The organism is Flavobacterium algoritolerans (assembly GCF_030010385.1).
Classification (GTDB): Bacteria; Bacteroidota; Bacteroidia; order Flavobacteriales; family Flavobacteriaceae; genus Flavobacterium; species Flavobacterium algoritolerans.
Map to the genome: position 1 here is coordinate 185,656 of NZ_JASCRZ010000002.1, position 25,799 is coordinate 211,454.

Annotated in this window: 24 protein-coding genes; 9 read left to right on the forward strand and 15 right to left on the reverse strand. The window is 34.8% G+C overall.

The genetic code is table 11. From position 1 onward, the window contains the following. The first annotated feature begins 69 nt into the window (after positions 1 to 69). Complete coding sequence (locus QLS65_RS06415) at positions 70 to 1,245, forward strand: THUMP domain-containing class I SAM-dependent RNA methyltransferase (protein WP_282716041.1); 1,176 nt, start codon at positions 70 to 72, stop codon at positions 1,243 to 1,245. Between the two features lie 58 nt (positions 1,246 to 1,303). Next, the gene (locus QLS65_RS06420; protein ID WP_282716043.1) at positions 1,304 to 1,540 is read left to right on the forward strand and encodes a hypothetical protein; all 237 of its coding nucleotides are present in this window, start codon (positions 1,304 to 1,306) and stop codon (positions 1,538 to 1,540) included. Positions 1,541 to 1,621: 81 nt separating this feature from the next. On the opposite strand, the gene QLS65_RS06425 is transcribed toward QLS65_RS06420, so the two are convergent. The 3 genes from QLS65_RS06425 to rlmD all read right to left on the reverse strand — a co-directional run bounded on the left by QLS65_RS06425 (position 1,622) and on the right by rlmD (position 4,516). Next, positions 1,622 to 2,485 (reverse strand): DUF6048 family protein, encoded by an 864-nt coding sequence (locus QLS65_RS06425; RefSeq protein ID WP_282716045.1) that lies wholly within the window; start codon positions 2,483 to 2,485, stop codon positions 1,622 to 1,624. Continuing rightward, the gene (locus QLS65_RS06430) at positions 2,457 to 2,978 is read right to left on the reverse strand and encodes a DUF6452 family protein (protein WP_282712433.1); all 522 of its coding nucleotides are present in this window, start codon (positions 2,976 to 2,978) and stop codon (positions 2,457 to 2,459) included. Before QLS65_RS06430 ends, QLS65_RS06425 begins: the two co-directional genes overlap by 29 nt. A gap of 125 nt (positions 2,979 to 3,103) precedes the next feature. Beyond that, on the reverse strand, positions 3,104 to 4,516 hold the full coding sequence (gene rlmD, locus QLS65_RS06435; protein ID WP_282716047.1) for a 23S rRNA (uracil(1939)-C(5))-methyltransferase RlmD: 1,413 nt from the start codon (positions 4,514 to 4,516) through the stop codon (positions 3,104 to 3,106). Between the two features lie 508 nt (positions 4,517 to 5,024). On the opposite strand from rlmD, the gene QLS65_RS06440 reads away from it, so the two are divergent. Then, complete coding sequence (locus tag QLS65_RS06440; protein ID WP_282712435.1) at positions 5,025 to 6,068, forward strand: sensor histidine kinase; 1,044 nt, start codon at positions 5,025 to 5,027, stop codon at positions 6,066 to 6,068. Between the two features lie 109 nt (positions 6,069 to 6,177). Beyond that, entirely contained in the window at positions 6,178 to 6,588 is a 411-nt protein-coding gene (locus tag QLS65_RS06445) for an OsmC family peroxiredoxin (protein WP_282712436.1), read from the forward strand. A 69-nt stretch (positions 6,589 to 6,657) separates the two neighbouring features. Here QLS65_RS06445 and QLS65_RS06450 read toward each other — a convergent pair whose 3' ends face one another. From QLS65_RS06450 to cysM, 3 genes are all read right to left on the reverse strand, one after another. Continuing rightward, positions 6,658 to 7,644 carry an aldo/keto reductase gene (locus QLS65_RS06450; protein ID WP_282716050.1) on the reverse strand — a complete coding sequence of 329 codons (987 nt, stop codon included), beginning with the start codon at positions 7,642 to 7,644 and terminating at the stop codon, positions 6,658 to 6,660. A gap of 26 nt (positions 7,645 to 7,670) precedes the next feature. Then, complete coding sequence (locus QLS65_RS06455) at positions 7,671 to 8,363, reverse strand: SGNH/GDSL hydrolase family protein (RefSeq protein ID WP_282712439.1); 693 nt, start codon at positions 8,361 to 8,363, stop codon at positions 7,671 to 7,673. Between the two features lie 143 nt (positions 8,364 to 8,506). Next, positions 8,507 to 9,394, reverse strand: coding sequence for a cysteine synthase CysM (gene cysM / locus QLS65_RS06460; protein ID WP_282716051.1), 888 nt, complete (start codon positions 9,392 to 9,394; stop codon positions 8,507 to 8,509). Positions 9,395 to 9,786: 392 nt separating this feature from the next. Between cysM and QLS65_RS06465 the strand changes: the two genes are divergently transcribed. Continuing rightward, a complete protein-coding gene (locus QLS65_RS06465; protein WP_121342509.1) occupies positions 9,787 to 10,485 on the forward strand; it encodes a DUF1003 domain-containing protein in 699 nt (232 codons plus the stop codon). Positions 10,486 to 10,517: 32 nt separating this feature from the next. Here the strand turns inward: QLS65_RS06465 and QLS65_RS06470 are convergent, their stop codons facing one another. Further along, positions 10,518 to 10,796, reverse strand: a complete 279-nt coding sequence (locus QLS65_RS06470; RefSeq protein WP_282716054.1) for a DUF2752 domain-containing protein — start codon at positions 10,794 to 10,796, stop codon at positions 10,518 to 10,520. A 101-nt stretch (positions 10,797 to 10,897) separates the two neighbouring features. Here QLS65_RS06470 and QLS65_RS06475 point away from each other — a divergent pair, with 101 nt between their 5' ends. Both QLS65_RS06475 and QLS65_RS06480 read left to right on the forward strand, forming a co-directional pair. Further along, positions 10,898 to 11,080, forward strand: a complete 183-nt coding sequence (locus tag QLS65_RS06475; RefSeq protein ID WP_099714810.1) for a hypothetical protein — start codon at positions 10,898 to 10,900, stop codon at positions 11,078 to 11,080. Next, positions 11,073 to 11,624, forward strand: coding sequence for a Smr/MutS family protein (locus QLS65_RS06480; protein ID WP_282716056.1), 552 nt, complete (start codon positions 11,073 to 11,075; stop codon positions 11,622 to 11,624). The genes QLS65_RS06475 and QLS65_RS06480 overlap by 8 nt, the downstream gene beginning before the upstream one ends. 140 nt (positions 11,625 to 11,764) lie before the next feature. Here QLS65_RS06480 and QLS65_RS06485 read toward each other — a convergent pair whose 3' ends face one another. Continuing rightward, positions 11,765 to 12,709: a hypothetical protein gene (locus QLS65_RS06485; RefSeq protein ID WP_282712443.1), complete on the reverse strand. Its 945-nt coding sequence runs from the start codon at positions 12,707 to 12,709 to the stop codon at positions 11,765 to 11,767. Positions 12,710 to 12,913: 204 nt separating this feature from the next. Here QLS65_RS06485 and QLS65_RS06490 point away from each other — a divergent pair, with 204 nt between their 5' ends. Continuing rightward, positions 12,914 to 13,834 carry an EamA family transporter gene (locus tag QLS65_RS06490; RefSeq protein WP_282716058.1) on the forward strand — a complete coding sequence of 307 codons (921 nt, stop codon included), beginning with the start codon at positions 12,914 to 12,916 and terminating at the stop codon, positions 13,832 to 13,834. Positions 13,835 to 13,852: 18 nt separating this feature from the next. Continuing rightward, complete coding sequence (locus tag QLS65_RS06495) at positions 13,853 to 14,977, forward strand: cysteine desulfurase family protein (protein WP_282716060.1); 1,125 nt, start codon at positions 13,853 to 13,855, stop codon at positions 14,975 to 14,977. A 71-nt stretch (positions 14,978 to 15,048) separates the two neighbouring features. On the opposite strand, the gene QLS65_RS06500 is transcribed toward QLS65_RS06495, so the two are convergent. The 7 genes from QLS65_RS06500 to QLS65_RS06530 form a co-directional block, all read right to left on the reverse strand. Continuing rightward, positions 15,049 to 17,241, reverse strand: coding sequence for a glycosyltransferase (locus QLS65_RS06500; protein ID WP_282716061.1), 2,193 nt, complete (start codon positions 17,239 to 17,241; stop codon positions 15,049 to 15,051). Positions 17,242 to 17,275: 34 nt separating this feature from the next. Continuing rightward, a complete protein-coding gene (locus tag QLS65_RS06505; protein ID WP_282716063.1) occupies positions 17,276 to 18,319 on the reverse strand; it encodes a glycoside hydrolase family 130 protein in 1,044 nt (347 codons plus the stop codon). Positions 18,320 to 18,339: 20 nt separating this feature from the next. Continuing rightward, entirely contained in the window at positions 18,340 to 19,317 is a 978-nt protein-coding gene (locus tag QLS65_RS06510) for an MlaD family protein (protein WP_282716065.1), read from the reverse strand. A gap of 8 nt (positions 19,318 to 19,325) precedes the next feature. Beyond that, positions 19,326 to 20,078: an ABC transporter ATP-binding protein gene (locus QLS65_RS06515; RefSeq protein WP_282716067.1), complete on the reverse strand. Its 753-nt coding sequence runs from the start codon at positions 20,076 to 20,078 to the stop codon at positions 19,326 to 19,328. Between the two features lie 6 nt (positions 20,079 to 20,084). After that, the gene (locus QLS65_RS06520; protein ID WP_282712451.1) at positions 20,085 to 20,867 is read right to left on the reverse strand and encodes an MlaE family ABC transporter permease; all 783 of its coding nucleotides are present in this window, start codon (positions 20,865 to 20,867) and stop codon (positions 20,085 to 20,087) included. A gap of 178 nt (positions 20,868 to 21,045) precedes the next feature. Next, positions 21,046 to 22,941 (reverse strand): SPFH domain-containing protein, encoded by a 1,896-nt coding sequence (locus QLS65_RS06525; RefSeq protein ID WP_282716070.1) that lies wholly within the window; start codon positions 22,939 to 22,941, stop codon positions 21,046 to 21,048. Between the two features lie 218 nt (positions 22,942 to 23,159). Further along, a complete protein-coding gene (locus tag QLS65_RS06530) occupies positions 23,160 to 25,763 on the reverse strand; it encodes a cation-translocating P-type ATPase (RefSeq protein ID WP_282716071.1) in 2,604 nt (867 codons plus the stop codon). Between the last annotated feature and the right edge of the window lie 36 nt (positions 25,764 to 25,799).

Here is a 25,799-nt window from a genome sequence, read left to right on the forward strand (position 1 = left end):
TTATTCTTTTTCAATTAATTCGATTGATGCAAATTTAGTGTATTTTTGCACCGAAATCTTGATTTTACAATGGAAAATAATTATAAAATGGTTGCCAAAACCTTTTTTGGTTTTGAAGAAATATTAGCAAAAGAATTGCAAAACCTTGGTGCACAAAACGTGGAGCAGGGCGTGAGAATGGTAAGTTTTAAAGGGGATAAAGGGTTTATGTACAAAGCAAATTTGTCTTTGCGTACGGCTTTGAAAATCCTGAAACCTATTTATTTTTTCAAGGCAAATAATGAGCAGGCTCTATACAAAGGCATTTCGGGAGTGAATTGGTCTAAATTACTGAATGCCAATCAGACTTTTGTGATTGATACAACAGTACATTCGGAATATTTTAATCACTCGGAATTTGTTTCTCAAAAATGTAAAGATGCGATTGTCGATCAGTTCAGAGAAAGAACGGGGCAACGACCAAGTATTGATAAAGTACATCCTGATTTAAGAATCAACATCCATATCGATAAAGACCAGATTTCAGTAGCGCTTGATACTTCAGGAAATGCATTGAATCAACGTGGGTACAGAACTGCTACTAATATTGCTCCTATAAACGAGGTTTTGGCAGCAGGAATTCTATTGCTTTCCGGTTGGGACGGTCAAACGGATTTCTTGGATCCAATGTGTGGTTCGGGAACATTCTTAGCCGAAGCAGCAATGATTGCTTGCAATATTCCGGCAAACATCAACCGTAAAGAATTTGCTTTCGAAAAATGGAACGATTGGGACAATGATTTGTTTGATGCTATTTCAGACAGTTTATTGAAACGTATTAGAGAGTTTCATTACACGATAAAAGGCTATGATAAAGCACCAAGTGCGGTTCAAAAAGCCAAAGACAATATCAAAAATGCCAATCTGGATGAATATATTTCGATTGAAGAACAAAACTTTTTTGATACTGAAAAGACTTCAGAAGGAAAATTGCACATCGTTTTCAACCCGCCGTATGATGAGCGTTTGGATATTCACATGGAAGAATTCTACAAAAATATTGGTGATACTTTGAAGAAAAATTACCCAGGAACGAATGCTTGGATGATTACAGCAAATCTGGAAGCTTTGAAATATGTAGGTCTTAAACCTTCTAGGAAAATCAAACTTTTTAACGCTGGTTTAGAAGCTCGTTTAGTAAAATACGAAATGTACGAAGGAAGTAAGAGAACAAAGTTTCAGGTAACAACTGATAATGCTGAATAAGCAATATTCAATTTTTTACTTTTCGACCTTTGACTTTAAAACTTTAAGACTTAAAAAAATGACCAAATTACAAATACGAGCATTTCTATACCAATTGGGATGTTTTGCAATATTATTTATTTCCGCTCGATATGTAGTAGCACATTTTACTAATTTAACCGGAGTTTGGATTCCGTTAACTGCATTTGTCATTGGAACACTTTTGTCGCCAAAATTCCATGCGATAAAAACCAAAGACGGAGATAAATTATTCATGAAATGGATTTTCATGAAAGGAATTAAGGAAATAGGGTAGCTTAAAATTACGAATTAAAAAAAATATCGCAAAGAGAACTGATTGTTTTCTTTGCGATATTTTTTTATTCCTAATTCGTAATTATTTTTTATCAGCTTTTTTAGGAACTGCAACAGGTTTTACTTTTTTCTTATAAATAGGGACAAAATAGGTAACGGTATAGTTAAATCCTACTCCAAAATCACCATCGTAAGTCCTGTTAAATCCAGGAATATATAAGTTAGAGAAGTTCTCAGGTTCTTTATTGGTCACCAATCGATTCAATCGAAGACTGAAACCCACAAATACATTATTGAATACTTTTGCTTTCACTGCGGCTACCACTTCAATCCAACTGGCTGTTAAACCATCAAACTTTTTGCCGGAGGGAATTACAGGAACTTCGCCAAAATAAGGGTTGGCATTATAAATTCGATAACTGTTCAATTGCTGATTAAAAGTACTGAAACCATAGCGCATGCCTACGGAAATAATATTTTCCATATCCAGCCAGTTTTCATAAACATTATAATCAAAACCTGCTTTTAGATACGAACCTTTGGTAGTGAAATTAAGGCGGTCATCATCCGTGGTTTTGTTTTCGTTTCCAATTTCGGCAGCCAAAAAATATTTTTTTGTCAATCGATAATCTCCCACAAACTCAATTCCTTTGTAATCTTTATCATATAAAGCGCGTGTCAGCTTGAATAAATCCAGTCCAATACGAATCCCATATCGGTCTGTTTTTACAGGAATCGAATCGTTCTTTATGATTTCAGGATTAATTTTGACCAATGGTAATGGCGCTTCAGGAATCATCTGGTCCGTTTTGGTGTTTTTTGGATCACTTTTGACAGGAGTAGTTTGCTTCGCCCGTTCGCCTTTTGGGCTCGGGTCCTGAGCTTGTACCAAAGTCAACGATAATAGGAGACAAAAACTAAAAAAAGATCTTAATATGTGTTTCATTTTCGTTTTCTAAGTTACTTTTTTCAACAGATATAAATTTTATCCATTTTTGATTTGCAGTTGTTGCATCAGTATGTTTATATGGATTTGTGGGGTCTAATGTGAAAATTGATTTATAGCCACACGCTCTGGAAACAAAAAGTTCTTGTGTGGTATAATCAAATTTTATGATGTCTTCGTCAACCAATGCAGGATTAGGATTTCCTGAATTTAATGTAAAACTATAGGTTGTGCTTGTTCCAACAGTTTTTAACGGAATAGAAATAGTATTTCCACTTGTCGTTTGGCTACCGTTAAATAAGATTCCATCCGTCATTCCTTCGCCAACTACTTTTAGATTTGTCACGTTTTTTAAAACAGAAGGATTCAAGAAATCATAAAAGCCAATCACCAATCGTGGTGTTGTTGGTGTATTTGCATCGCAAATGTCATCTTTCTCACAGCTGGAGAAGGATAGCGCTAATACGAATACCAATAAAATTATTTTTTTCATTTACAATTTGTTTTGTGTAATGCGTTATGCAATAGGATAGCTGAAGTGAAAAATTTCAATGACAATAGCAATGACAATTTTTAAAATCTGTAATCAACATTCAAGAATCTGCAATCAAAAATCAATTATCTTCTTTCCAAAAGTACAACATTCTCCACGTGATGCGTTTGTGGAAACATATCCACAGGACGTACTCGAGTCACTTTGTATTTTTCATCCATTAAAGCCAAATCACGCGCTTGTGTAGCCGAATTACAACTTACATAAACTACTTTTTCAGGAGCAATTTTCATAATTTGTTCAATTACATCTTTGTGCATTCCGTCTCTTGGTGGATCGGTGATAATCACATCAGGATGACCGTGTTGTGCGATGAAACTATCGTTGAAAACAACCTTCATATCTCCTACAAAGAACTCACAATTGGTAATTTCATTGCGTTCAGCATTCAGTTTGGCATCTTTAATAGCTTCAGGAACACTTTCTACACCAATTACTTTTTTTGCCTTTTTCGAAACAAACTGTGCAATAGTTCCCGTTCCAGTATATAAATCATACACAATTTCATTTCCGGTAAGACCGGCAAAATCGCGCGTTATTTTATACAATTCGTAGGCTTGGTCAGAGTTGGTTTGGTAAAAAGATTTTGCATTAATGCTAAATTTCAAACCTTCCATTTCTTCTAGAATATAATCTCTTCCTTTATATAATTTAATATCGGTATCGTATAAAGTATCGTTCGCTTTATTATTGATGACATATTGCAGCGAAGTAATTTGCGGGAATTTCTCGTAAAGATGGTCGAGAAGTAATTCTCTGTTGGCTTTGTCGTTTTCAAAAAACTGAATCAAAACCATGATTTCACCTGTTGAAGCCGTTCTTAGCATCAAAGTTCTCAATAAACCTTCGTGCGCTCTTGGATTAAAGAAAGTCAAACCATGTTCGTTAGCAAAAGCGCGAACCTCGTTTCTAATCGCATTCGATGGGTCTTCCTGTAAATGACATTTATTAATGTCCAGAATTTTGTCCCACATTTTCGGAATGTGAAAACCAAGTGCGTTTCTGTTTCCTAAATCTTCGGTGCTGTCAATTTCTTTTTCGGTTAACCAACGGCAGTTCGAAAACGAAAATTCCATTTTGTTTCTGTAAAAAAACTGTTTTTCTGAACCAAGAATCGGTTCAAATTCCGGAAGTTCTATTTTTCCAATGCGTTGCAAATGGTTTTTCACCTCATTTTGCTTGTAATACAACTGTTGGCTGTATTTCATATTCTGCCATTTACAACCGCCACAAACACCAAAATGCTCGCAAATAGGCTCTACACGATGCTCTGAATATTCATGAAAATGAACCGCTTTTCCTTCATAATAAGCCTTACGCTTCTTGAAAGTTTGCACATCAACCACGTCACCCGGAACCACATTCGGGATAAAAACTACTTTTCCATCGGGAGCCTTTGCTACCGAAACGCCTTTTGCACCAGCATCAAGGACTTTTATTTGATGAAAGACAACTTTGTCTGTATTTTTCTTTGCCATAGCGCAAAAATAAGCGTTTGAATGGTTTTATAAATTCAAATTAGGAAATATTTTTAATTTCAAGTGTTTTTTATTCGAGCTATTGCGGCTTACCGCCATAAACCCCCAGTTCCGCAAGCAGTAACACTACGCTTGTAAAGGAGCATTTTTTCTACTCTCTTTAAGGGGAACGAGGAATCGCTCTCTACTGACAAGTATTCCAAAGCTTTCGCAACGGCGGGTTTTTCGTTGTAATCTGGAGCAGGGAATTGTGGGGCAGAGTTGAGTTTTGTTGTTTAGGGAAGATTTCAGATAAGTAATTTTACTTTATTTCGATAAAAAAATATAAGAATAGTATTAAAAAAACGACTTTAAGAACCAAATACTCTTTTTAAACGTATGTTGGTTGAAGTAAAATAGTTAATTTAATATTTTATTTAGAAAATCCTGAGTATTGGTAAGAAATTAATCACTTATTTTGTTCTTTGTTATTTTCTGTTGTTTAAAAAAAAACGAAAACAAATTGTCTATGCAGTTGTATAAAAAATTATCTAACATAGGTTTTCTTAAAAAAAGTTATGCGTTCAAATTTTTGTTTGTCGCATTTATAGGAATTCATATTCCGTTGATTGGGTTGTTGTTTTTTGTGCTTTATGGCAGTAAAACTATTTCTGCAGATACCATTTTAATTTTTGCACTTATAATGACCTTAGTAGCTACAGGTACAACTTTGCTATTTTTAAAGCAGCTAATTAAGCCAATTGAAGTAGCTTCTAAAGCCTTACATGTGTATAGAAACAAGAGAATTGTTCCTTCATTACCAACTAATTTCTCTGACGAAGCAGGTTTATTGATGAGCAATATTCAGGATTCAATCGCTGAAAATGAAAATTTTATTACAGAAAAACAAGATTTAGTGTATTTGCTTTCCCATGATTTAAGAAACTTTGTAGGGAATTCTAAGTCGGTGGCATTACTTATTTTAGAGGAAGAGCCTTCTGAAGCAATAACAGAATTAGCTGAATTAATCCTTCAATCTACAGAACAACAGTATAATTATATTGAAAACTTCATCAAGCTTCTGAAAGAGCAAGATCAAATTATAGAAAAAAAATCCGAAAATGATATTGTTCAGTTTTCTTCTATTTTTTCTGTTGTATCAAAACAATTGGATCAGCTGCTAAGTAATAAAAACCTTAAACTCGATTTATCAATTGAAGTCGAAGAAGCACTCTTGAAAATTGATAAAGTATTATTGATACGAGTTTTAGTAAACTTAATTGATAATGCTATAAAATTCTCGTTTCCGGATAGTGAAATAAAAGTTCGTGTTTATATGCAAGAAGGCAAATTGTTTTTTACAATAGCAGATGCAGGTATAGGTTTTGACCAAAAGCAAAGCCACGAACTATTCAAAAAATTCACTAAAATGAGTAAATTAGGTACGTCAAATGAGCCATCAACAGGAATTGGATTGTATTTATGTAAAAAAATAATAGAAAGACACGATGGACAAATTTTAGCAGAAAGCAATGGAGCTAATAAAGGTGCTACTTTTTCGATTATTTTTTAACGTATTGTATAAAATACAACGAACTTTAAATTTTCGTTAAAAAATCCTATTTCCGAAAGCGTTTTTTTACAAATGAACTAAATTTGAGAAAACATAAAAATTTATAATTATGAAAAGAAATGCAACCGCAGTTTGGAATGGTTCACTTAAAGAAGGAGCCGGGAAACTTACCACACAAAGTACCACATTAAAAGACACACAATATTCTTTCAAATCCCGTTTTGAAGAAGGAGTGGGGACTAATCCGGAAGAATTAGTTGCCGCAGCGCACTCAGGCTGTTTTACGATGCAACTTTCGGCTTATATCACTGAAGCTGGTTTTGAAATAGAGAGTATCGAGACTAAATGTGATATCGACTTGGTGGAAGGAACAATTATTACTTCCCACTTAACGGTAAATGCAAAAATAAGTGCAATTACAGATAATGTTTTTCAAGAATTAGTGACAAAGGCAGAGAAAAATTGTCCTATTTCTAAACTATTGAATGCTGCAATTTCGACGACTGCAACGTTAGCATAAAAATAAAAATTCACATATAAAAAAGGCTCGATTTAACTTAAATCGAGCCTTTTTTATATGATTAAATGATTACCAAAGTTGATGCACTTCTGGTTTTATATAACGCTCATAAATTTCATTCATCGCTGCAATTTTCTCGTAGGTCAATTTAGGTAAATCGTAAACCGATAAATTAGACAGCACATGACTTTCGTTAGAAGCGCCAGGAATAATGCAACTTACTTCATCAAAACCTAAAATCCATTGCAAAGCAATTGGAGCCAAGTTCGTGCTTTCAGGAAATAATGCTTTCAATTCTTCTACGGCTTTTAAGCCTAGTTCGTAATTAATGCCGGAAAATGTTTCGCCTTTGTCAAAAGCTTCGCCATTTCGATTAAAATTACGATGATCTTGAGTGTTAAAAGTAGTTTTAGCATTGAATTTCCCTGTCAGAAGCCCGCTCGCTAAAGGAACTCTTGCAATAATGCCCACATCACGTTTTAGCGCTTCTTTGAAAAATAGTTCGGATGGACGCTGACGGAAAAGATTAAAAATAATCTGAACCGAAGTTACATTTGGAAATTCAATCGCTTTTAGTCCTTCTTCCACTTTTTCGACGCTAACGCCAAGATTTAAAATTTTCCCTTGCTCTTTCAAACGGTCAAACATTTCAAATATTTCCGGACGATAAAATACTTCAGTCAGAGGACAATGCAATTGTATTAAATCCAGTGTTTCAAGTCCAGTTCTTCTCAAACTATCTTCCACAAATTGTTGTAGCACTTTGGGCTGATAACCTTCATTTACATGTGGATTAATATGACGGCCGCATTTTGTAGCCACATAAATTCGTTCAGAACGGGAACGAACCACTCGACCTACCGCAGTTTCACTTAATCCGTTTTCATAAACATCGGCTGTATCAATAAAATTTACGCCGTTGTCAATCGCGGTATTGATTAACTCATCTGCGGTTTTATCATTGAAAGGAGAACCCCATTTTCCGCCTACCTGCCATGTGCCAAGAGATATTTCTGAAATTTCAAAATCTGTTTTACCCAATCTGCGATAGTTCATTTTTCGTTTCTTTTTAAAGTAATAATTTATTTTTGCAATAAGACTTTGGTGATTGCTTTTTCCGCAAGTGGTGCCATTACTTGATATCCTGTTTTATTTGGGTGTACTTCATCATTAGAGTACGAAGCAGGCAAACCTTTTCGTTCATCTGCCATAGCCGAAAAGTAATCAAGATATAGAATGCCATTGGCGTCAGCGTAATTTTTTATCATTTTATTGAGTACCATTACTTTTTCAGCTGGATTTTGATTGGGCTTCCAAGAGAAATCATAAGCGGGCAATACAGAACAAAGAATGACTTTAATCTGGTTTGCTTTTGCCAATTCGGCCATCGAAAAAATATTATTTGCAATCATATCCAATGTTGCAGGACCGGTATTGCCGGCAATATCATTTATCCCAGCCAAAATAAGTACAGCGGCGGGTTTTAAAGCAATAACATCAGCTCTGAAACGTACCAGCATCTGAGGCGTAGTTTGACCGCTAATACCGCGATTAACGTATGGTTTTCCGGCAAAATATTCGGGGTCGGTTATACTCCAAAATTCAGTTATGGAATCTCCCATAAATACAATTCTTTTTTGTCCGGGCGTTACCGGTTTCAGATTTGCATTTTCATTTTGGTATTTATTTAAATTTGGCCAGTCTTGAGCCTGTACTTTTCCTCCCATAATGATTGATAAAAATAGAATGCAGTAAATTAATGGTGTGTTTTTCATTTGTAACCAGATTATAAAGTGTGAATCAGTTAATAGGTTTTGATTAAAAATAGAAATTGTTCTTTCTTAAAATCGAAACAACCTTCCTTTTTATATCCGAAAGATACAGAAAAGGAAGGTTGTTTTTATAACGCCTAATTAATTTAATCAAACAAATCCGTGGACAAATAGCGATCACCACGGTCACAGATAATGGCTACAATAACTCCTGATTCTAATTCTTCGGCTATTTTTATTGCCGCAGCAACAGAACCGCCACTGCTCATTCCTGCAAAAACTCCTTCTTCCAGAGCCAAACGTTTGGTCATGGCTCGTGCTTCTTCTTCAGAGACTTCAATGATTGTATCTACTTTTTTTGCGTCAAAAATTTTAGGTAAATATTCTTCTGGCCATTTTCTGATTCCTGGAATTTGAGATCCATCGCTGGGTTGAGCGCCTACAATTTGAATCGCAGGATTCATTTCCTTCAAATAGGTAGATGTGCCTATAATGGTTCCCGTTGTTCCCATAGCAGAAACAAAATGGGTTACGGTTCCTTCTGTATCATTCCATATTTCAGGGCCTGTGGTTTTATAATGTGCTTTCCAGTTGTCATCATTTGCAAACTGATTGAGCATGATGTAACCGCCTTCGGCTACTTTTTTATCAGCATAATCTCTGGAGCCTATTATTCCGGTAGCTGCGGGTGTCAAAATTACGGTTGCGCCATAAGCACGCATGGTTTGGGTGCGTTCTTTAGTGGAATCTTCCGGAAGCACCAATTCGATTTCGATATTGAATAATTGGGCAATCATCGCCAAAGCAATTCCTGTATTTCCACTGGTTGCTTCAATGAGTTTATCTCCTTTTTTGATTTCTCCTCTTTCCAGTGCAGAAGCTATCATGTTGTAGGCTGCCCGATCTTTTACACTGCCACCGGGATTGTCTCCTTCGAGTTTTAACAAAAGTTTTACATTTTTATTTTTTATCAAATTAGTAGTTTCTACTAAAGGCGTGTTTCCAATAAGGTCTAATATTTTTTGTGATTTCATGCTGTTTGATGTCTTAAATTGTAATAATCAGATTTTAAGTTGATTACAATTAGTATTCGTTTTTGAACAATGTTTTTTAAAGGGGGATTTTAAAAACAGCAACAACAATAGCAGAAAGGAATATTTTTGTAATTCAGTGACATTTTCATGGGTTTTAAAACGAATCGCAAAGATATTGAACTATTTCGAATTATTTCTTTCTTAAACATAAAGCTATCTTGTTTATTTAGACACTTTTGTTAAATAAATGGATAGTAAATGCAGTGGGAATTACTGTTTTAACTTTTTAAGATAAAAAGTTGGGGTGTATCTGGTTTATTTTCAATGTATAGGAGCTGAATTATTAGTTTTGATGAAAGTGTTTTTTTAAATTAGCCAATAAATAAGAATCCATGAAATCCAAGACTACTTTTATAAGCGATATTTCCCAAAAAGAATTTCCAATAGCGGATAAAATTGCTGCCAAAACCATTCGAAACCCAATATTGGCACTTATTCAAAATGATTACCCTGATTTTGATGAGGACAAATTCCTCTCAATTGGGGAGTTGAATATGTATCGGGAGAAATACATTTCTAATTATTTATTGGTCGAAATAGGGGAGTTGTCAAATCTGGAAACCAGAGTTATCGGTTCCTTGAACGAAGATAAATCATTAGTGAGTACTGTAGAGGATGAAATTGGTGTTCGTACAGTGGGGCAAAAAGTCGCTGATAAAGTTGCTGCTTTTGGTGGAAGCTGGAAATTTATAATCCTTTTTGGAGTATTTATTCTTTTTTGGATTCTGATTAATATTTATGTTTTCTTGAATAAAGGATTTGATCCGTACCCATTTATTTTGTTGAATTTAATTTTGTCGTGTCTTGCCGCACTTCAAGCTCCAGTAATTATGATGAGTCAAAATCGTCAAGAAGAAAAAGACAGGGAAAGAGCCAAAAAAGATTATATGATAAATCTGAAATCAGAACTGGAAATTAGAATGCTTCATGAAAAACTGGATCATTTAATTATGCACCAACAAGAAGAATTAATAGAAATTCAAAAAGTCCAAATCGAAATGATGAATGATATTTTGACTCGAATCAAATAATTTTTGTTCTAAAAAATCAAAAAAAGAACTTTTTAGTAGTGCTTAAAATAATAACCCACAATCATAAAAATGCCATTTAAGATTGCCGAGCCAATGATAATTTTTTTGTAATTCCTGTTTTTGTCGATAAAATTAAAACCTAGAATTCCCAGAAATAACAGGGTGGTAAAAATGGCTGGATACATCTTAAAAGCACCTTCAAAATCGCCATTCAAAAGCAGCAAAAAGCCCCTCTGAAAACCACAGCCCAAACACTCTATTCCAAAGAGTGTTTTGCTTAAACAAGGGAGCATATATTTTTCTAAATCCAATGGTTTTTCTTTTTACAATTTTACGAAAAAATAAGAAACGGTTGCGATAATAATTGATGCAATTTTAAATTCATTACTTTTGAAAACTGATATTTAAAAAGATGAGAAAGTTTATAATTCCAATAATGGTTGTGGCGATAACTGTTGCTTTATACGAGCAGGTGAGTGCCGAAAAAAATGTGTATATAATGGTAATTGCAATTGTGGTTTTCATGATGGGAATGATGCAATTGAGTGCTAAGACGCCAAGTAAAAATCAAGATAAAGAAGACGAAAATGTTTAACAAAGGAGATAAGGTTTCAGTACTCGATGAAGCCATCAATGGAGTAGTGTTGTCAGTCAACGAGAAGCAAGTTACGATTGAAACAGAGGATGGATTTTTGATGACATTTTTTGTCAATGAATTGATTAAAATAAACGATTCCAGTAACTTACTTGATTCTATCAGAAGAATTAATGTAAGTGAGGTTTCAAAAGAAAAAGAGATACCAAAACCACGAAATTTTGTGAAAGAAAAGAAATCAAAGCACGAAATTCCCGCTCCGGAGTTTGATTTACACATCGAAAAACTGGTGCCAAATAAACGCGGAATGTCGAATTATGATATTCTGACTTTGCAGACTGATACGGCAAAACGTCACATAGAATTTGCCATCCGAAATCGCATTCCAAAGATTGTTTTTATTCACGGCGTGGGTGAAGGAGTTCTAAAAGCAGAGCTGGATTTTTTATTGGGTCGCTATGACAACATTGCTTTTCAAGAAGGGAATTATCAAAAATATGGTCAAGGCGCAACAGAAGTTTTTATCAAGCAAAGTGCCATGTAAGTTTTGTTTTAGTTTTTAAAAACTCAAAAAAAGGTCCGATTTTTAAGCCCTTTTCATTAGAAAATTTGCTTGAAAATCGGACCTTTTTTTGGGACTAAAAACGATTGTTTTTTGCCTCTGTTTTTGCTTCTTATTTGGAATTAATTCGTAGTCAATAATTCACCATAAATGTAATTATCACCTAAAATAAAATCACTGCTTCCTTTTTTCATTTTTGCTTTTTTAAGGACAACGGTGTGTTTGAAACCAGCTCCTAAAGTAGTAGTAGTTACCTCTACAATTCCGCTTTCGTTTGCCACTCCAGCTACTGCGATCCATTCTTCACTTACTGCAGGAGTTGCCGGAAAAGTGGTGTTGCAAAAATAAGCACCAGTAAGTAAACCAGAGAATAATCGATACGTAAGTTTGTTTTTGGTATCACTTATTAATCCGGTTCTTGGAGCGTTTAGCGGTGTCGCTTGATTAACAATTAAAGCGGGATCAATGTCTAAAATAAGAGCTTCACTACTATTGTAATCATACAATTGTTTTGAAGAACTGCATTGTTCAAGCGTTTTATTGAATGCAAAAGGTAAAGGAGTAGCACTAATTATATAGTCACCAAAAGGGAATGTTTCGTAAACTTGTGTTCCGTTACTTTTTACAAATGTGATGTTTTTAAAGGTAATATTATGATTGTAACCCGTAATTTTAGTACTGTTATCAGTAGTATTTGTGGTCTTTATAGCGGTAGTGTTTATAATTATTTTTCCGCCTGAAGTAGTCCATTGATCCATAACTATAGGTGTTGCCGGCGGTATAGTTTCGCAAATGGTTGAGGAAGTTACGGCGCCGTTGTAAAAGCGGTATAGTACACGATTTGAAGTATTAATGTCTAATTCCTGTGATATAGTTTCAGTTGGGAAAGTAAATCCCAGAACTTCAAGAATAAGGGCCTCACTATCCTTTAGTTTGTAGATAATATCATTTGTAGTACAATTTTGTGCGGCAACATCTTCAAAACTAATGTCTTCTTGAATCAAATCTCCATCATCACAACCGTTTAACAGTAACGCAAAAACCAGTAGGCTTACAACTCTTTTCATTTTTATAATATTTGTAACAAAAATAGAATTTTTAATTTGTTCCAATTGCATTCCCCTTTAAAAATAGATTATTTAACAGGATATTGGGTTTTTAAATTTCAAATAGAGAGAGCAATACAATAGCATGTGCTTTATTGTATTGCTGCTATTGGATGAATTCAAAGCGAATAGAAATCATTATCTTTGCGCAAATTTCACACTATAATGAGACCTAACAAATATTATTTAGCTGCTTTCTCTGCCTTTTTTATCTGGGGTTTTTTTAGTTTAGCATTAAAACCATTACACAATTATCCTTCTTTAGATATTTTATTTTACCGTGTTTTTTTTAGTGTGGTGCTGATGGTAATTATCAATGTCATTTTTCGACGCAATATCATGGTGCAAAATTGGAATCATTTCAAATCGATGACAGCAAAACAAAAGCAAAGTGTTATCACGTTGACACTTGGCGGTGGCGTATTTCTATCCTCAAACTGGTTTGTTTTTATTTATGTGATGAATCACGTTAGTGTAAAAGCGGCTTCATTAGCGTATATGATTTGCCCAATTTTAACGACCATATTGGCTTTTTTAATATTAAAAGAGAAACTGAGTAAATGGCAATGGGTTGCCGTTTTGATAAGTGCCTTTAGTTGTATTTTATTGTCATTGAATCATTTTAAAGACATTTTTTACAGCCTTATTACGGCAGCGACGTATGCAATGTATTTAGTGAGTCAACGAAAAAATAGTGAATTGGATAAACTCCTTGTTTTGACAATTCAATTGGTTTTTACGGCAATAATTCTGCTTCCTTTTTATCCCAATTATAGCGGAGATTTGCCTACAGAACTCTTATTTTATGCATGTTTACTGGTAATCGTTGTCTTTTTTACTATTATTCCGTTGTTTTTAAACTTGTACGCTTTAAAAGGAATTAATTCCTCAGAAGTTGGGATTATGATTTATATTAATCCGATTATTGGGTTTCTATTAGCTATATTTTATTATGATGAAAACGTTAGTTCACTTCAGTTATTTTCCTATTTCCTGATTATAATTTCGATAGTTGTTTTTAATGAAAAGCTCATTTTTTCTAGAAAATCGAAAAGTATTCCAGCAGAAATAGAGGGTTTAAAATAATTTATAATTTTGAAAAAAATGAAAAAAGTATATCTCGATAACGCTTCTACAACTGCTATTCGTACCGAAGTAATCCAGGAAATGACCAAAGTAATGACGGAAGATTATGGAAATCCATCGTCAACACATAGTTTGGGTCGTGCTGCCAAAAGCATATTGGAACTTTCTAGAAAATCTATTGCTAAGAATTTAAATGCGACTGCACAGGAAATTATTTTTACATCTTGTGGTACCGAAGCTAACAATTGGATACTTCGTTCTGCGGTAAAAGATTTACAGGTAAAAAGAATTATTACCAGTAAAATAGAGCACCATGCGGTTTTATACACGGCTCTGGTTTTAGAAAAAGAGTACGATATTCAAATTGATTATGTGAATGTGAAACCAAATGGAGAAATCGATATTACCCATTTAGTAGAGTTGCTTTCGCAGGAAAAGAAAACATTGGTCAGCCTGATGCACGTGAATAATGAAACGGGGAACGTTCTAGATTTGGAACGAATAGGTCGCATTTGTCAAGAGCATAATGTTTTATTTCATTCAGATACGGTACAATCCATTGGAAAAGCAACAATTGATTTACAAACTATTCCTGTTGATTTTATTGTGGCAAGTGCGCATAAATTTCATGGACCAAAAGGGGTTGGTTTTGCTTTTATTCGAAAAAATTCCGGGTTACAACCCTTGTTTTTTGGTGGTGAACAAGAAAAAGGATTGCGCGCCGGAACTGAAGCGTTGCACCAAATCGCTGGTATGGCAAAAGCCTTGGAAGTTTCTTATACCAACTTAGAAACAGAACAAAAGCATATTACGGAGTTGAAAAGTTATTTGATTGACCAACTCAAAATTGAATTTCCTGAATTTAAAATTAATGGAAATCCCGATAGTTTTTATACCGTCTTGAATGTTTTATTGCCTTTTGCAGCAGCAAAAACGGCGATGATATTATTCCATTTGGACATGAAAGGAATTGCAGTTTCCCGCGGAAGCGCCTGTCAGTCAGGAAGTGTAAAGCCTTCGCATGTTTTAGCCGAAATGCTTTCTGAAGAAGATTTGAAGAAACCGAGTTTGCGTATATCGTTCAGTCATTTCAATACAAAAGAGGATATTGATTTACTTATTGAAGCGTTGAAAAGTATCTAAAAAAGAATAATCATAATGAATGTTAATTTATATACGAATAAACTAGATTAGTGAAAATGATACGTTTAATTTTAGGTATATTTTTCCATTATTAATCGGGCTTTAAAATAGCATAAAGTCGATTCGGCTCCTTGATTGATGTTAATATGTTTGTCTTCCAGTCCATCATAGGACGCCCCATTTTCTGGATTGTACATGATTTGTTTCAAATGATTATTTCCTAAAAACCATATAAAAGCCAGTTTAAGTTGGTCTTTGTATTTTTTATTTCGGGTTACTTCATAGAATAAATCCAATGCAATAATAGTAGTTGCTACTTCTATTGGTTGTTCTCCGTAGAAAATCCTTTCATTTTCTTTCTTAAACCAACCTCTGTTTGAGATTACTTTGAGTTGTCCTTTCATAAAATAATGAGAAAGCAGAAAATCAAATGTGATTGCCGCAATTTTTTTGTACTTAGGATTTTTGGTTACTAAATAACTGTACATCATCGCTTCCGGCAAAACGTTATTGGCATAGGTCATATAATCCTCGTACCAGCACCAATTTTCGGCTGAATTGATATTATAATGGCGCAAAAGTTCATCGGCAAGTTTCTCTATATAGGTCTTTATCTCTTCATCTTTATAAATAGAATGATATAAATATAGCCCTTTCAACGCATACGCTATTGCTCTTGGAGATTTAATATCATCAATTCTTTTGATGGCTTTATCCCAACATTTTACCGCTTGGCAAATCATTTCTAAGGGTAAAGTGTCCCTGTGGGAAATTACGGTTCCTAAACTCCATAATGCCCTTCCGTTAGCATCTTCAAGATTTACCTCTTTGTTTTGTTTGGTTAATTGATGGTCAAAATCTTTGTAGTTGTCAAACCAACCGTTGTTTTGCTGGATGCCTTCTATAAAATTCAGATATGTATTTGCTAGTTTTAAAGTGTTTTTATCCGGAAAAGCTTTATTATACAGAACCATATTGATCAATGCTCTGGCATTATCATCTAAGGTGTAACCTGATTCAGGATCGGGCTGGCTGAATTTTGAAAACTGAAGTATTCCAAAATCCGTAGTAAGTTTCTTGATATGGTCTAGTTTTATAGGAGGAAAATTGAACCTTAAATCTTCTTCTCGATTGGTTAATTGGTCAAAAAGCAATCGGTATTGAATAGCAATATTTTCCCAGTTAGTGGCGTGTGACAACGAAAAGGCATTTTTGCCCATCGCTATTCGTTCTTCTTTATTTTCAATCAAGTATACTATTGCGTTTTTGAATTCTTCTGAGCTTTCAAAACTATTCAAAAGTATTCCGTTGCCATTTACCAATTCTTCAACGGCGTGCGGAATTGGAGTAGAAACTACAGTGCAACCGCAACTCATGGCATAAGCAAATGTCCCGCTTACGGCTTGATTAGGGTCTTTGGAAGAGAATAAATAAATGTCTGATAAAGTTAAATATTCCAGTAATTGCGACAATTGTAGGTATTCATTAATGAAAATGACATTGTTTTCCAGATGAAGTTCTTGTACAATATTGATAAGACTGTTTCGGTACATTTCTCCGTCTTGACGAATTATTTCAGGATGTGTTTTTCCAATCACCAAAAAAACTACTTCGGGATTTTTTTTAACAATTTCAGGTAACGCTTGTAATACGGTTTCAATACCTTTATTTTGGCTTATTAAACCAAATGTAGCCATCACTATTTTATCCGAGAAACCATAAGTGTTCTTTAAAATGTTTTTTTGTTCCCATAATACATTGTGATTGCCATGCGGAATTACAATAGTTTTGGTTTTTTCAACACTGTAATTAGTAGTCAAAATTGTCTGTGAGTTTTTAGTGAGCACAATGATACGATCAGATAAATCAGCTATTGCATGAACTATTTTCTTTCTTTTTTCATCCGGATTGGGTAGCACGGTATGAAAAACAGTAACAATTGGTTTGTTTAAAGCTAATATAAAAGAGAGTATATAATCCCCATATTCTCCCCTGAATAAACCAAATTCATGTTGAATGCACACAAGTCCTATGTCGTTTCGTTCATTTATTTTTTCGGCAACCATTCGGTAATGTTCCAATGAATCAACGGGTAAAATAAAGCTTACTTCATTATTATATTCAAAGTGTTGCTCACTATTTTGCAAAGCGCATACTTCAACTGGCAATGTATCTCCAAAGACAATTTTCACTGCATTGACAATATCATTTGAAAAAGTTGCTATACCACATTCTCTTGGTGGATACGAACTTACAAGTAACATTTTTATTCCTTTTTGGAGTTTTATGGCACTTTTTCTAAGATTGCTTTCTCAATTCAAGTAGCAATTCATTAATGTCTAATTTTGCTACTGCAACATGCTTATCTGCTACACCATAATAGAGGTAAAGGTCATTCCCAAATAAAGCATGACCGGTTGGAAATACTATGTTTCTAACTTCGCCTTCTATTTCCCATTCCTTGGTAGGGGAAAATAGCGGATAAAGTAATCTGGAAATTTCAATTTCGGGTTTGTCTAATTGCAGTAATGCGGCTTTGGCATGATATATTTTTCCTGTTGTAGTTTCCTGAACACCATGATAGATTATCAACCAGCCAAATTCAGTTTCTATAGGCGGTCCGCCCGCACCAATGTAGTTTACCTCAAAGATATCTTTTGGATCAAGTACGATATGATTGACAAGGTTTTTAAGATAATCTTCCCAAAAAGATTCGGTTAAATCCTTCCAATCATCAAATTGCACAATCTGAATTCCAGGCCAAATGCGGTGCAATAACACAAATTTTCCGTTTATTTTCCTTGGAAATAAAACCACATCTTTATCTCTGAGTAATCTGTGTTCATCCTCCACTAATCCTATTTGAGCAAAAAGGTTATAATATTGATGGTATTTTGGATTTAACTTGTTTTTATTGATATCACAAAAAGTTACAAAATTTTCATATTCTTGGTAATTTACATGCGGAGTTATGATTCCATGTTTCTCAAAATGAATCAAATCCTTTGACGTAGCTAGTGCTCCCATTGCATTGACACCATCATAAGCAGTATAGGTGATATAATAAGTATCCTCAATTTTTACAATTCGGGCATCTTCTACGCCGTGTTTTTCGTAATCGAAATCACGGGTTATCAGTGGCTTTTCATACCGTTCAATTACTTTAAGTGGGCCATCCATTTTTGCATAACCTATGGTTGAAAAATTTCCGTGTTCTACTGCTCGGTATAAAACATGAATGGTATTTCCATACTGATAGATACCGGGATTGAACACACCGTTATTTTCAAATGTATTGTCAGTAGGACTTAGAATTATTCCTAATTTCTCTATTGTAAACATGATTCCATCTTTTTTGCTGTTCAATATTTTTTATCCACTTCTTCTTTCTTTGGTTCTTTATTTCTTGCTTTTTCCTGTTTTTTAAAATAACCCCGAAATAAGAAATTATGTTTTAGTGCTTCCATGTTTTCGTTTAGACGGAAACTGGCTTCATTGATGTTAGTTATTGTAGAATCTATTTTATGAACTAATTTCGGATCATTGGAAAGGTAATTTATGGCGCCTTTTCCTTCCTTAATATTCAAAATGGTTGTGTTGAGATTGCCAACCACCTTATCTATTTCAATGCTTGATTTATCTAAATTATGAACTATTGTTTTAATATTATTGGCTACAGCGGAATCTTTTAGAACGCCTATCACATTGTCTTTATTGTTTAATGAAGTAATGAGTTTGTTTAATTTCGCCACTGATTCTGAAGTTTGATGCATGGTCTCTTTGAGATCTTTTGGCATGATAGAGTCATTAATTAATAAACCTAAAGTCCCTTTTCCTCGGTTGATTTCATTCGTAATTTTAAGCAGGTCGATCGTAATAAGTTCCATATTTTTGCTGGTTAGACTGAGAGTATTTAAAATTTCATCGGTGCGAATGCGATTTTGGGATCGAATTTCGTCTCCAGGTTTTACCGAAGGCGAGGTGCCTTTACCTGGGAGAATGTTTATGATCATGTTTCCTACCAAACCATCAGAACCTATGGTGGCAACCGCATCTTTTTTTATATGAGGGAAAACAGCTTTATCAATAATCATGTCTACAAGAATAATAGTGTCGTTCTTCATTTGAATTTTTCTAACCGTACCGACGTTTATTCCTGAATAACGTATATTGTTACCTATTTGTAGTCCGTTTACGTTATTGAAAGTGGCATTCAAATGATAGGTTTTTCCAAACATTTTTTGCTTATCGCCAATGAAATACACTGCCAGTACAAATAGCGTTAATCCGATGATTACAAAAAGTCCAAGGCGCAGTTTTTGTGATGTCGTTTTTTCCATATGTATTCTTATTTAAAGAAAGCTTGTACTTTAGGATCTGTTGAGGTTGATAATTCCTCAAAAGTTCCTTCCATATAATTGATACCGTCAACCAATAAAATCATCCGGTTCGAAATCACTCTGGCGCAATCCACATCGTGTGTTATGATAATTGCCGAAGTGTTGTATTTTTTTTGGATAGACATCATTAGCAGCAAAATTTCCTTTGCCGTAATAGGATCTAAACCAGTTGTTGGTTCATCATAAAGAATTATTCTCGGTTGCAGAATTAAAGTTCTGGCCAAAGCGATTCTTCGTTTCATTCCTCCCGAAAGCTCTTCGGGCATTAAATTTATGGTATGAGCCAGCCCCACATTTTCTAAAGCTTCCATAACCAGTGGCGTGGTATCGGTTATTTTTCCAAATTTTTTTTTGTGACGGCGCAAAGGAAATTCTAAATTTTCCCTGACGGTCATTGAGTCATAGAGTGCGCTTCCCTGAAAAAGAAAACCTACTTCTGTCCGAAGGTCATCCAGTTCTTCCCGGCTGAGTTCGCTAATATCCTTTCCCATTATTACTACAGTTCCACTGTCATGTTCTTCTAATCCAATAAGGCATTTTATCATAACAGATTTTCCAGAACCTGATTTCCCCATGATAACTAGATTTTCTCCTTCATTCAAAACCATATTAAAACCATCCAAAACATGATTATCACCATAGCTTTTTTTTAAGTCTTTGATTTCTATTATGGCCTTTTGATTTGGTATAGATGTATTCATAATCAGTTATAAATCATAAAAAATATCAGTGATAAAAACGGCAATAAAATCAATAATAAACAATAACATCGAGGTGAAAACCACCGCAGAATTAGCTGCTAAACCGACACCTGCAGTACCTTTTTTACAATAATATCCTTTAAAACAACCCACCAACCCGATGGCAAAACCAAAAAAGAACGTTTTAATGGTTGCAGGGATTAAATCCCCAAATTCCAATGCATCAAAAACCTGATTGTAATACAATAAAAAAGAAACATTCCCTTTTATATTTTCTACTAAAAAAGAACCAAAAATGGCAATAGCATCTCCAAAAAAAACCAAAATAGGAAGCATGAAAGTAGTTGCTAATATGCGGGTTACCACTAAATATTTGAAAGGATTTGTACCGGAAACTTCCATGGCGTCAATTTGCTCTGTAACTCTCATAGAACCTAATTCAGCACCAATACCGGAACCAATACGGCCAGCACAAATTAAAGCGGTAATGATGGGCCCAATTTCTCTGATAAGCGAAATACTCACCATGGACGGCATCCAGGAAACGGCTCCGAATTCCTGCAATGTGGGGCGTGACTGTAAAGTGAATACTAAGCCAATGATAAATCCGGTTACTGCAACAAGCGACAAGGAACGATTTCCCATATAAAAGCATTGTCTAAGGAACTCTTTGAATTCTGAAGGGCTTTTAAAAGCTTCTTTAAAAAAACGCCCGGCAAAATAAGAGAGTTCGCCAACTTCAAGTAAAAAACTTTTAAACAATTCGATTATTTTAAAAATACTATTCATTAGCAAATGAATTAATTTTTAATAAAAAAACAGCTACTCAAATATACGATTATTTAACTGATTATCAGTATTTAAGGACATTCTTTAGCTCTTTTTTTGAGAAATTATAAAAACAAACGCCATTCAAATTTTGAATGGCGTTTGTTGAACATTTTATAAAAAACTATTGTATTACTATTTATTCCTTCTCACTTTTTGTATCCATCATTTCCATTAGTTTCATTCCAAGAAGACCGCTGATTGGTCCATCAGATCCATTATTTCCAGAGATTAAAACATCAGGAATTACTTTGATTTTTCCTTTGCCAATCTCCTCAGTTATTTTGTATTTCGTGAAGTTATCACCACCCATAGCAGAAACTTGTAATTGATAGGCTTCGGCGGTTGATTTACCAATAGCCATAATTTTTTCAGCTTCGGCAAGACCCGTTTTAGAAATTCTTTCAGCTTCGGCACTTGCAGTTAGTTTTGTCGCTTCTGCTTGTGCTCCAGCTCTTGCTTTAGTAGCTTCCGCTTCGGCATTGGCACGCATTTTTGTAGCTTCTGCCTCTGCATTTACATTTAATTTTAAACTAGTTGCATCTCCTTCTGCTTTTTTAACTGTTGCATCAGCAGTACGTTGGGCAATTTCAACACTTTGAGATGCTTTTACGATTTCTTTTTGCATATCCGCAATAGCGGTTTCTTTTTCCATTCCCTGACGTTGTTCCTGAGCCATTCTTTGTGTCTGATAAGTTTTTTGCTCTTCTTCGGCAATCTTCCTGTCAGTCAGAGTTTTCATTAGGGATTCTGGAGGTACAATATCTCCTATTAGTGTGTCAACTGCATTTACATTGTATTCATCAAGAACCACTTTGATATGATTTTTAGCAGATTCCTGACGTTCTTTTCTAGTTGATAAAAAGGATATTACATCACTTTCTTGAGCGGAGTTTCTAAAATAATTCCCTATTGTTGGTTCTAAAACCTGTGAAACAAGATTATTCATACTTCCAAAACGGGCAATTACTTTTGGAGCTTCATTCGCGGGAACATGAATAATTTGGGACACATCCAGATTAAAAGGGAAACCATCTTTTGAACGAACCGTAATTGTGGATAAATTTTGGTCTAAATTATGGGATTCACTGCGTGCATCTGCCCAGTTCAATACTAGATTTGTTGTAGGAACAGGCTCTAATTTAGTAGTGTATTTATTTAAGGCATATTTTCCGGGACCCAGCGGCTCCATCCATACACCACGTTGCCCTTTTGAAACAATATTTCCATGTTTGAAAGTATCACCTGTTACATCTTGTCCGTCTTCGCCAATATAAGAGATCACAACCCCAACATACCCTATAGGCACATCTGTCATAGGAGTTTGCTCTATTTGTATCGCCCAAGTATTGATATAATAGGATCCGGCAAGCATAACCTGTGGTTGCAATCCACGATTTCCGCCATTTTTTAGAAATTGATCAAAATCTTGAAAGTTATTATGATTTTCAACAAATTTACCTGCAATTTGACCAATAGGAATTGGCTCACCATCCATAGCAGTTACAATTCCGACCATATTCTCTGAAATCACAATTTGAGGAGACATTACCACTTCAAATAAAAAGGTATTAATCCTGTAAGATCCTGTAGTTATAAAGGCGGATTGACGTCCTTTTTGCCCGCCATTATTCAGAAATAAGGTAGCGTCCTGAAAATTGTCGGAGTTCACTTTTTGTGCCAAAATTCTACCCGTTGGTATTTCGGCACCATCCTTACTTAAAAGTAGCCCAATATTACCTTCAGGAATAATGGTAAATGGAGCCATTTCAACAGAAAATTGCCACGGCCACATAGCCCAATATAATCCTGGAGCAAGTGTTTTTGCCTGAAAACCAGCTTCCCCTTTGGTAGCTATAATTCTACCGTCTGGTAAGGATTTTTCGGATCCAAAGAGGACAAATTTCTTGGTCACTAAACCAATTTTATCTTCAGGAACGATTACCATTCCGAAGAAAACACGTAAAACGAATTTGTAAAGAATCAAGCATAAAATCAATACCAGTACCCACCAATAATTTGTAATTGTTGTCATATTATATAAATTAGAATTGTAAAATTAAGGCAATTTTTAGTGTTAATTCTAAAAATTAGAATAATTAACGTTTGAATAATCTTACTAAATTTATATAAAAAAATATGGCTTTTAACACTGTAAACAGGCTCTTTAAGACCCGATTAATTTTAATTCAATCAAAAGTTGGCATTTTGAATATTAACATTTTTAGCGGTGTTTTTTGCTCATAAATTATTTTAAAACAGAACATGGAAGTCAATAACTCGTCTGTTTTTAATCCATTTCTCTATTTCTCCGGCCCAAAATACAATGCTTGATATCGCTAAGGTGAATCCCAATTCATATAAAGATAAAGGTTGGGTCTTAAAAATTTCGTTAAAGAAAGGCATGTAAATAATCATGAATTGAAGGACAATAGTAATCAATAGGGCACCAACCATAGGTTTGTTAGAAAAAAATCCAATTTTGAATATAGATTCACGCCCGGAGCGAATGACCATTACATGTCCCAACTGGCTAAAACAAAGCACCGTGAAAGCCATCGTTTGCCAATGTGTATTGGCATTATATATTGCGTAAGCTTGCATTCCTATGGTGACGCAGCCCATCAAAAAACCAATCCATAAAATGTGTAAAGCCATGCCGTTTGAAAAAATATTTTTCTTCGGATTTCTGGGAGAACGTTTCATGATATTTGTTTCAGATGGTTCTGAGGCTAGTGCTAATCCAGGTAAACCGTCCGTTACCAGATTAATCCACAGGATATGAATTGCCAATAGCGGAATGGGTAACCCAAAAAATGGAGCTAAAAAAATCGCCCATATTTCGCCTGAGTTTCCTGTCATAATGTATTTGATAAATTTTAGGATGTTGTCAAATATTTTTCTACCGTGTTTAACGGCAATAATAATGGTGGCAAAATTATCATCCAATAAAATCATGTGCGAGGCTTCTTTAGAAACTTCGGTTCCGTTGATTCCCATAGCAATACCAATATCAGCATTTTTAAGTGCCGGAGCATCATTTACACCATCGCCAGTCATTGCCACAAAATGATTTTTGGATTGTAAAGCATTAATGATTCTTAGTTTCTGTTCTGGATTTACACGGGCATACACTCTTACCTTTTCTACAATTTGTATAAATTCACTCTGTGTTAATGCAGTTAGTTCTGAACCTGTTAAAACTAGGTCGTCATCCGTGACAATAATGCCTAGCTTTTCGGCAATTGCTTTGGCGGTCAGCTTGTGGTCACCCGTAATCATTACCGGAATAATACCGGCTTCCTTACATTCAGAAACTGCTTGTTTTGCCTCTTCTCGTGGTGGATCAATCATGCCTACAAACCCAATAAGTGTTAATTCATTTTCTATCAAATTAGCATCTGAAGTATCCGGTAAGGACGAAAGTGTTTTCATTGCGTACCCTAAAACCCGATATCCTTTTTCGGCCATTTCGTTGACTTTACGTTCAAATTCAGGAATAAGTGATTTTTGATTGTCATTCAGTTTGTGAAACAATACATCGACAGCCCCTTTTGTAATCACGATGATTTCACCATTAGAATTTTGGGTTTGATGCATTGTAGTCATGCATTTTCTTTTAGAATCGAAAGGTAATTCTCCAATTCGGGGTAATTTTAGTTCTAAATCAGAGCGATTCAAATTTTTATCGGATGCATATTGTACCAATGCCAACTCCGTTGAATCGCCCAACCATTTTCCGTTTTCATCTTTTGTAACATCATTATTTAAAGCGATAGCGTGCAGCAATGTGTTTTTTTCTTTAAAAAAAGGCTCATACTCTGTATCCGATGTTTCAAAAATTTCCTGCACGGTCATTTTATTCAACGTAAGAGTTCCTGTTTTATCAGAACAGATGTACGTCACGGAACCCAAAGTTTCCACAGCCGGTAATTTTCGAATAAGGGCATTACTTTTAGCTAATTTTTTGGCGCCAAAGGCAAGTGCAATAGTAACTAATGCGGGTAAAGCTTCAGGAATTGCGGCAACAGCGAGTGAAATAGAAGTAATCAACATGGTCAAAACAGATTCTCCCCGCAACCATCCGATTAAGAAAATTATAGCGCAGATAATAAGTATAATCACTGATAATCGTTTGCCAAAAGCTGCTAATCTTTTTTGTAAGGGTGTAGAGGTTTCATCGGTTTGGATCATTTTTGCGATGTGTCCAAGTTCAGTATGCATTCCTGTTGCCACAACATAAGCTAATGCCCGACCATTGGTAACAGAAGTTCCTTTGTAGCCCATATTGGTTTGGTCGCCAAGCGCATAATTTCCTTCGGGAAGTTCTTCTGGATTTTTTTCTACGTTGTTTGATTCGCCCGTAAGTGCTGATTCATCTACTTTTATTTGATGGGTTTCAAAAAAACGGACATCAGCAGGAATAACATTTCCAGCTTCCAATACCACAACATCTCCAGGAACAATTTCCGAAGTAGGAAGGTCAATTATTTTTCCTTTGCGTAAAATTCGGGCTTGGTTTGCCGCCATTTTTTTTAATGCTTCCATTGCTTTTTCTGCCCGATATTCTTGGATAAATCCCACTGCTGCATTGATCATAACAATAGCAAGAATAATTATTGTATCCGTAACATCACCTATTATGCCTGAGATAATTGCCGCAGCGATAAGGATGAGAATCATGAAATCAGATAACTGAGAAATCACCATCTGTAGAATTGTCTTCTTCTTTTTATCTTCAATTTGATTTTTCCCATGTTCGCGCAAGCGTTCTGCCGCAGTTACATCAGTAATTCCGGATGAAGTTGTGTTTAGCAACTGTGTTACTTCTGATAGCGGTAGTAAATGCCAGTTCATATTTTTTACTTTTTATATTCAGTAAAAAGAATATTG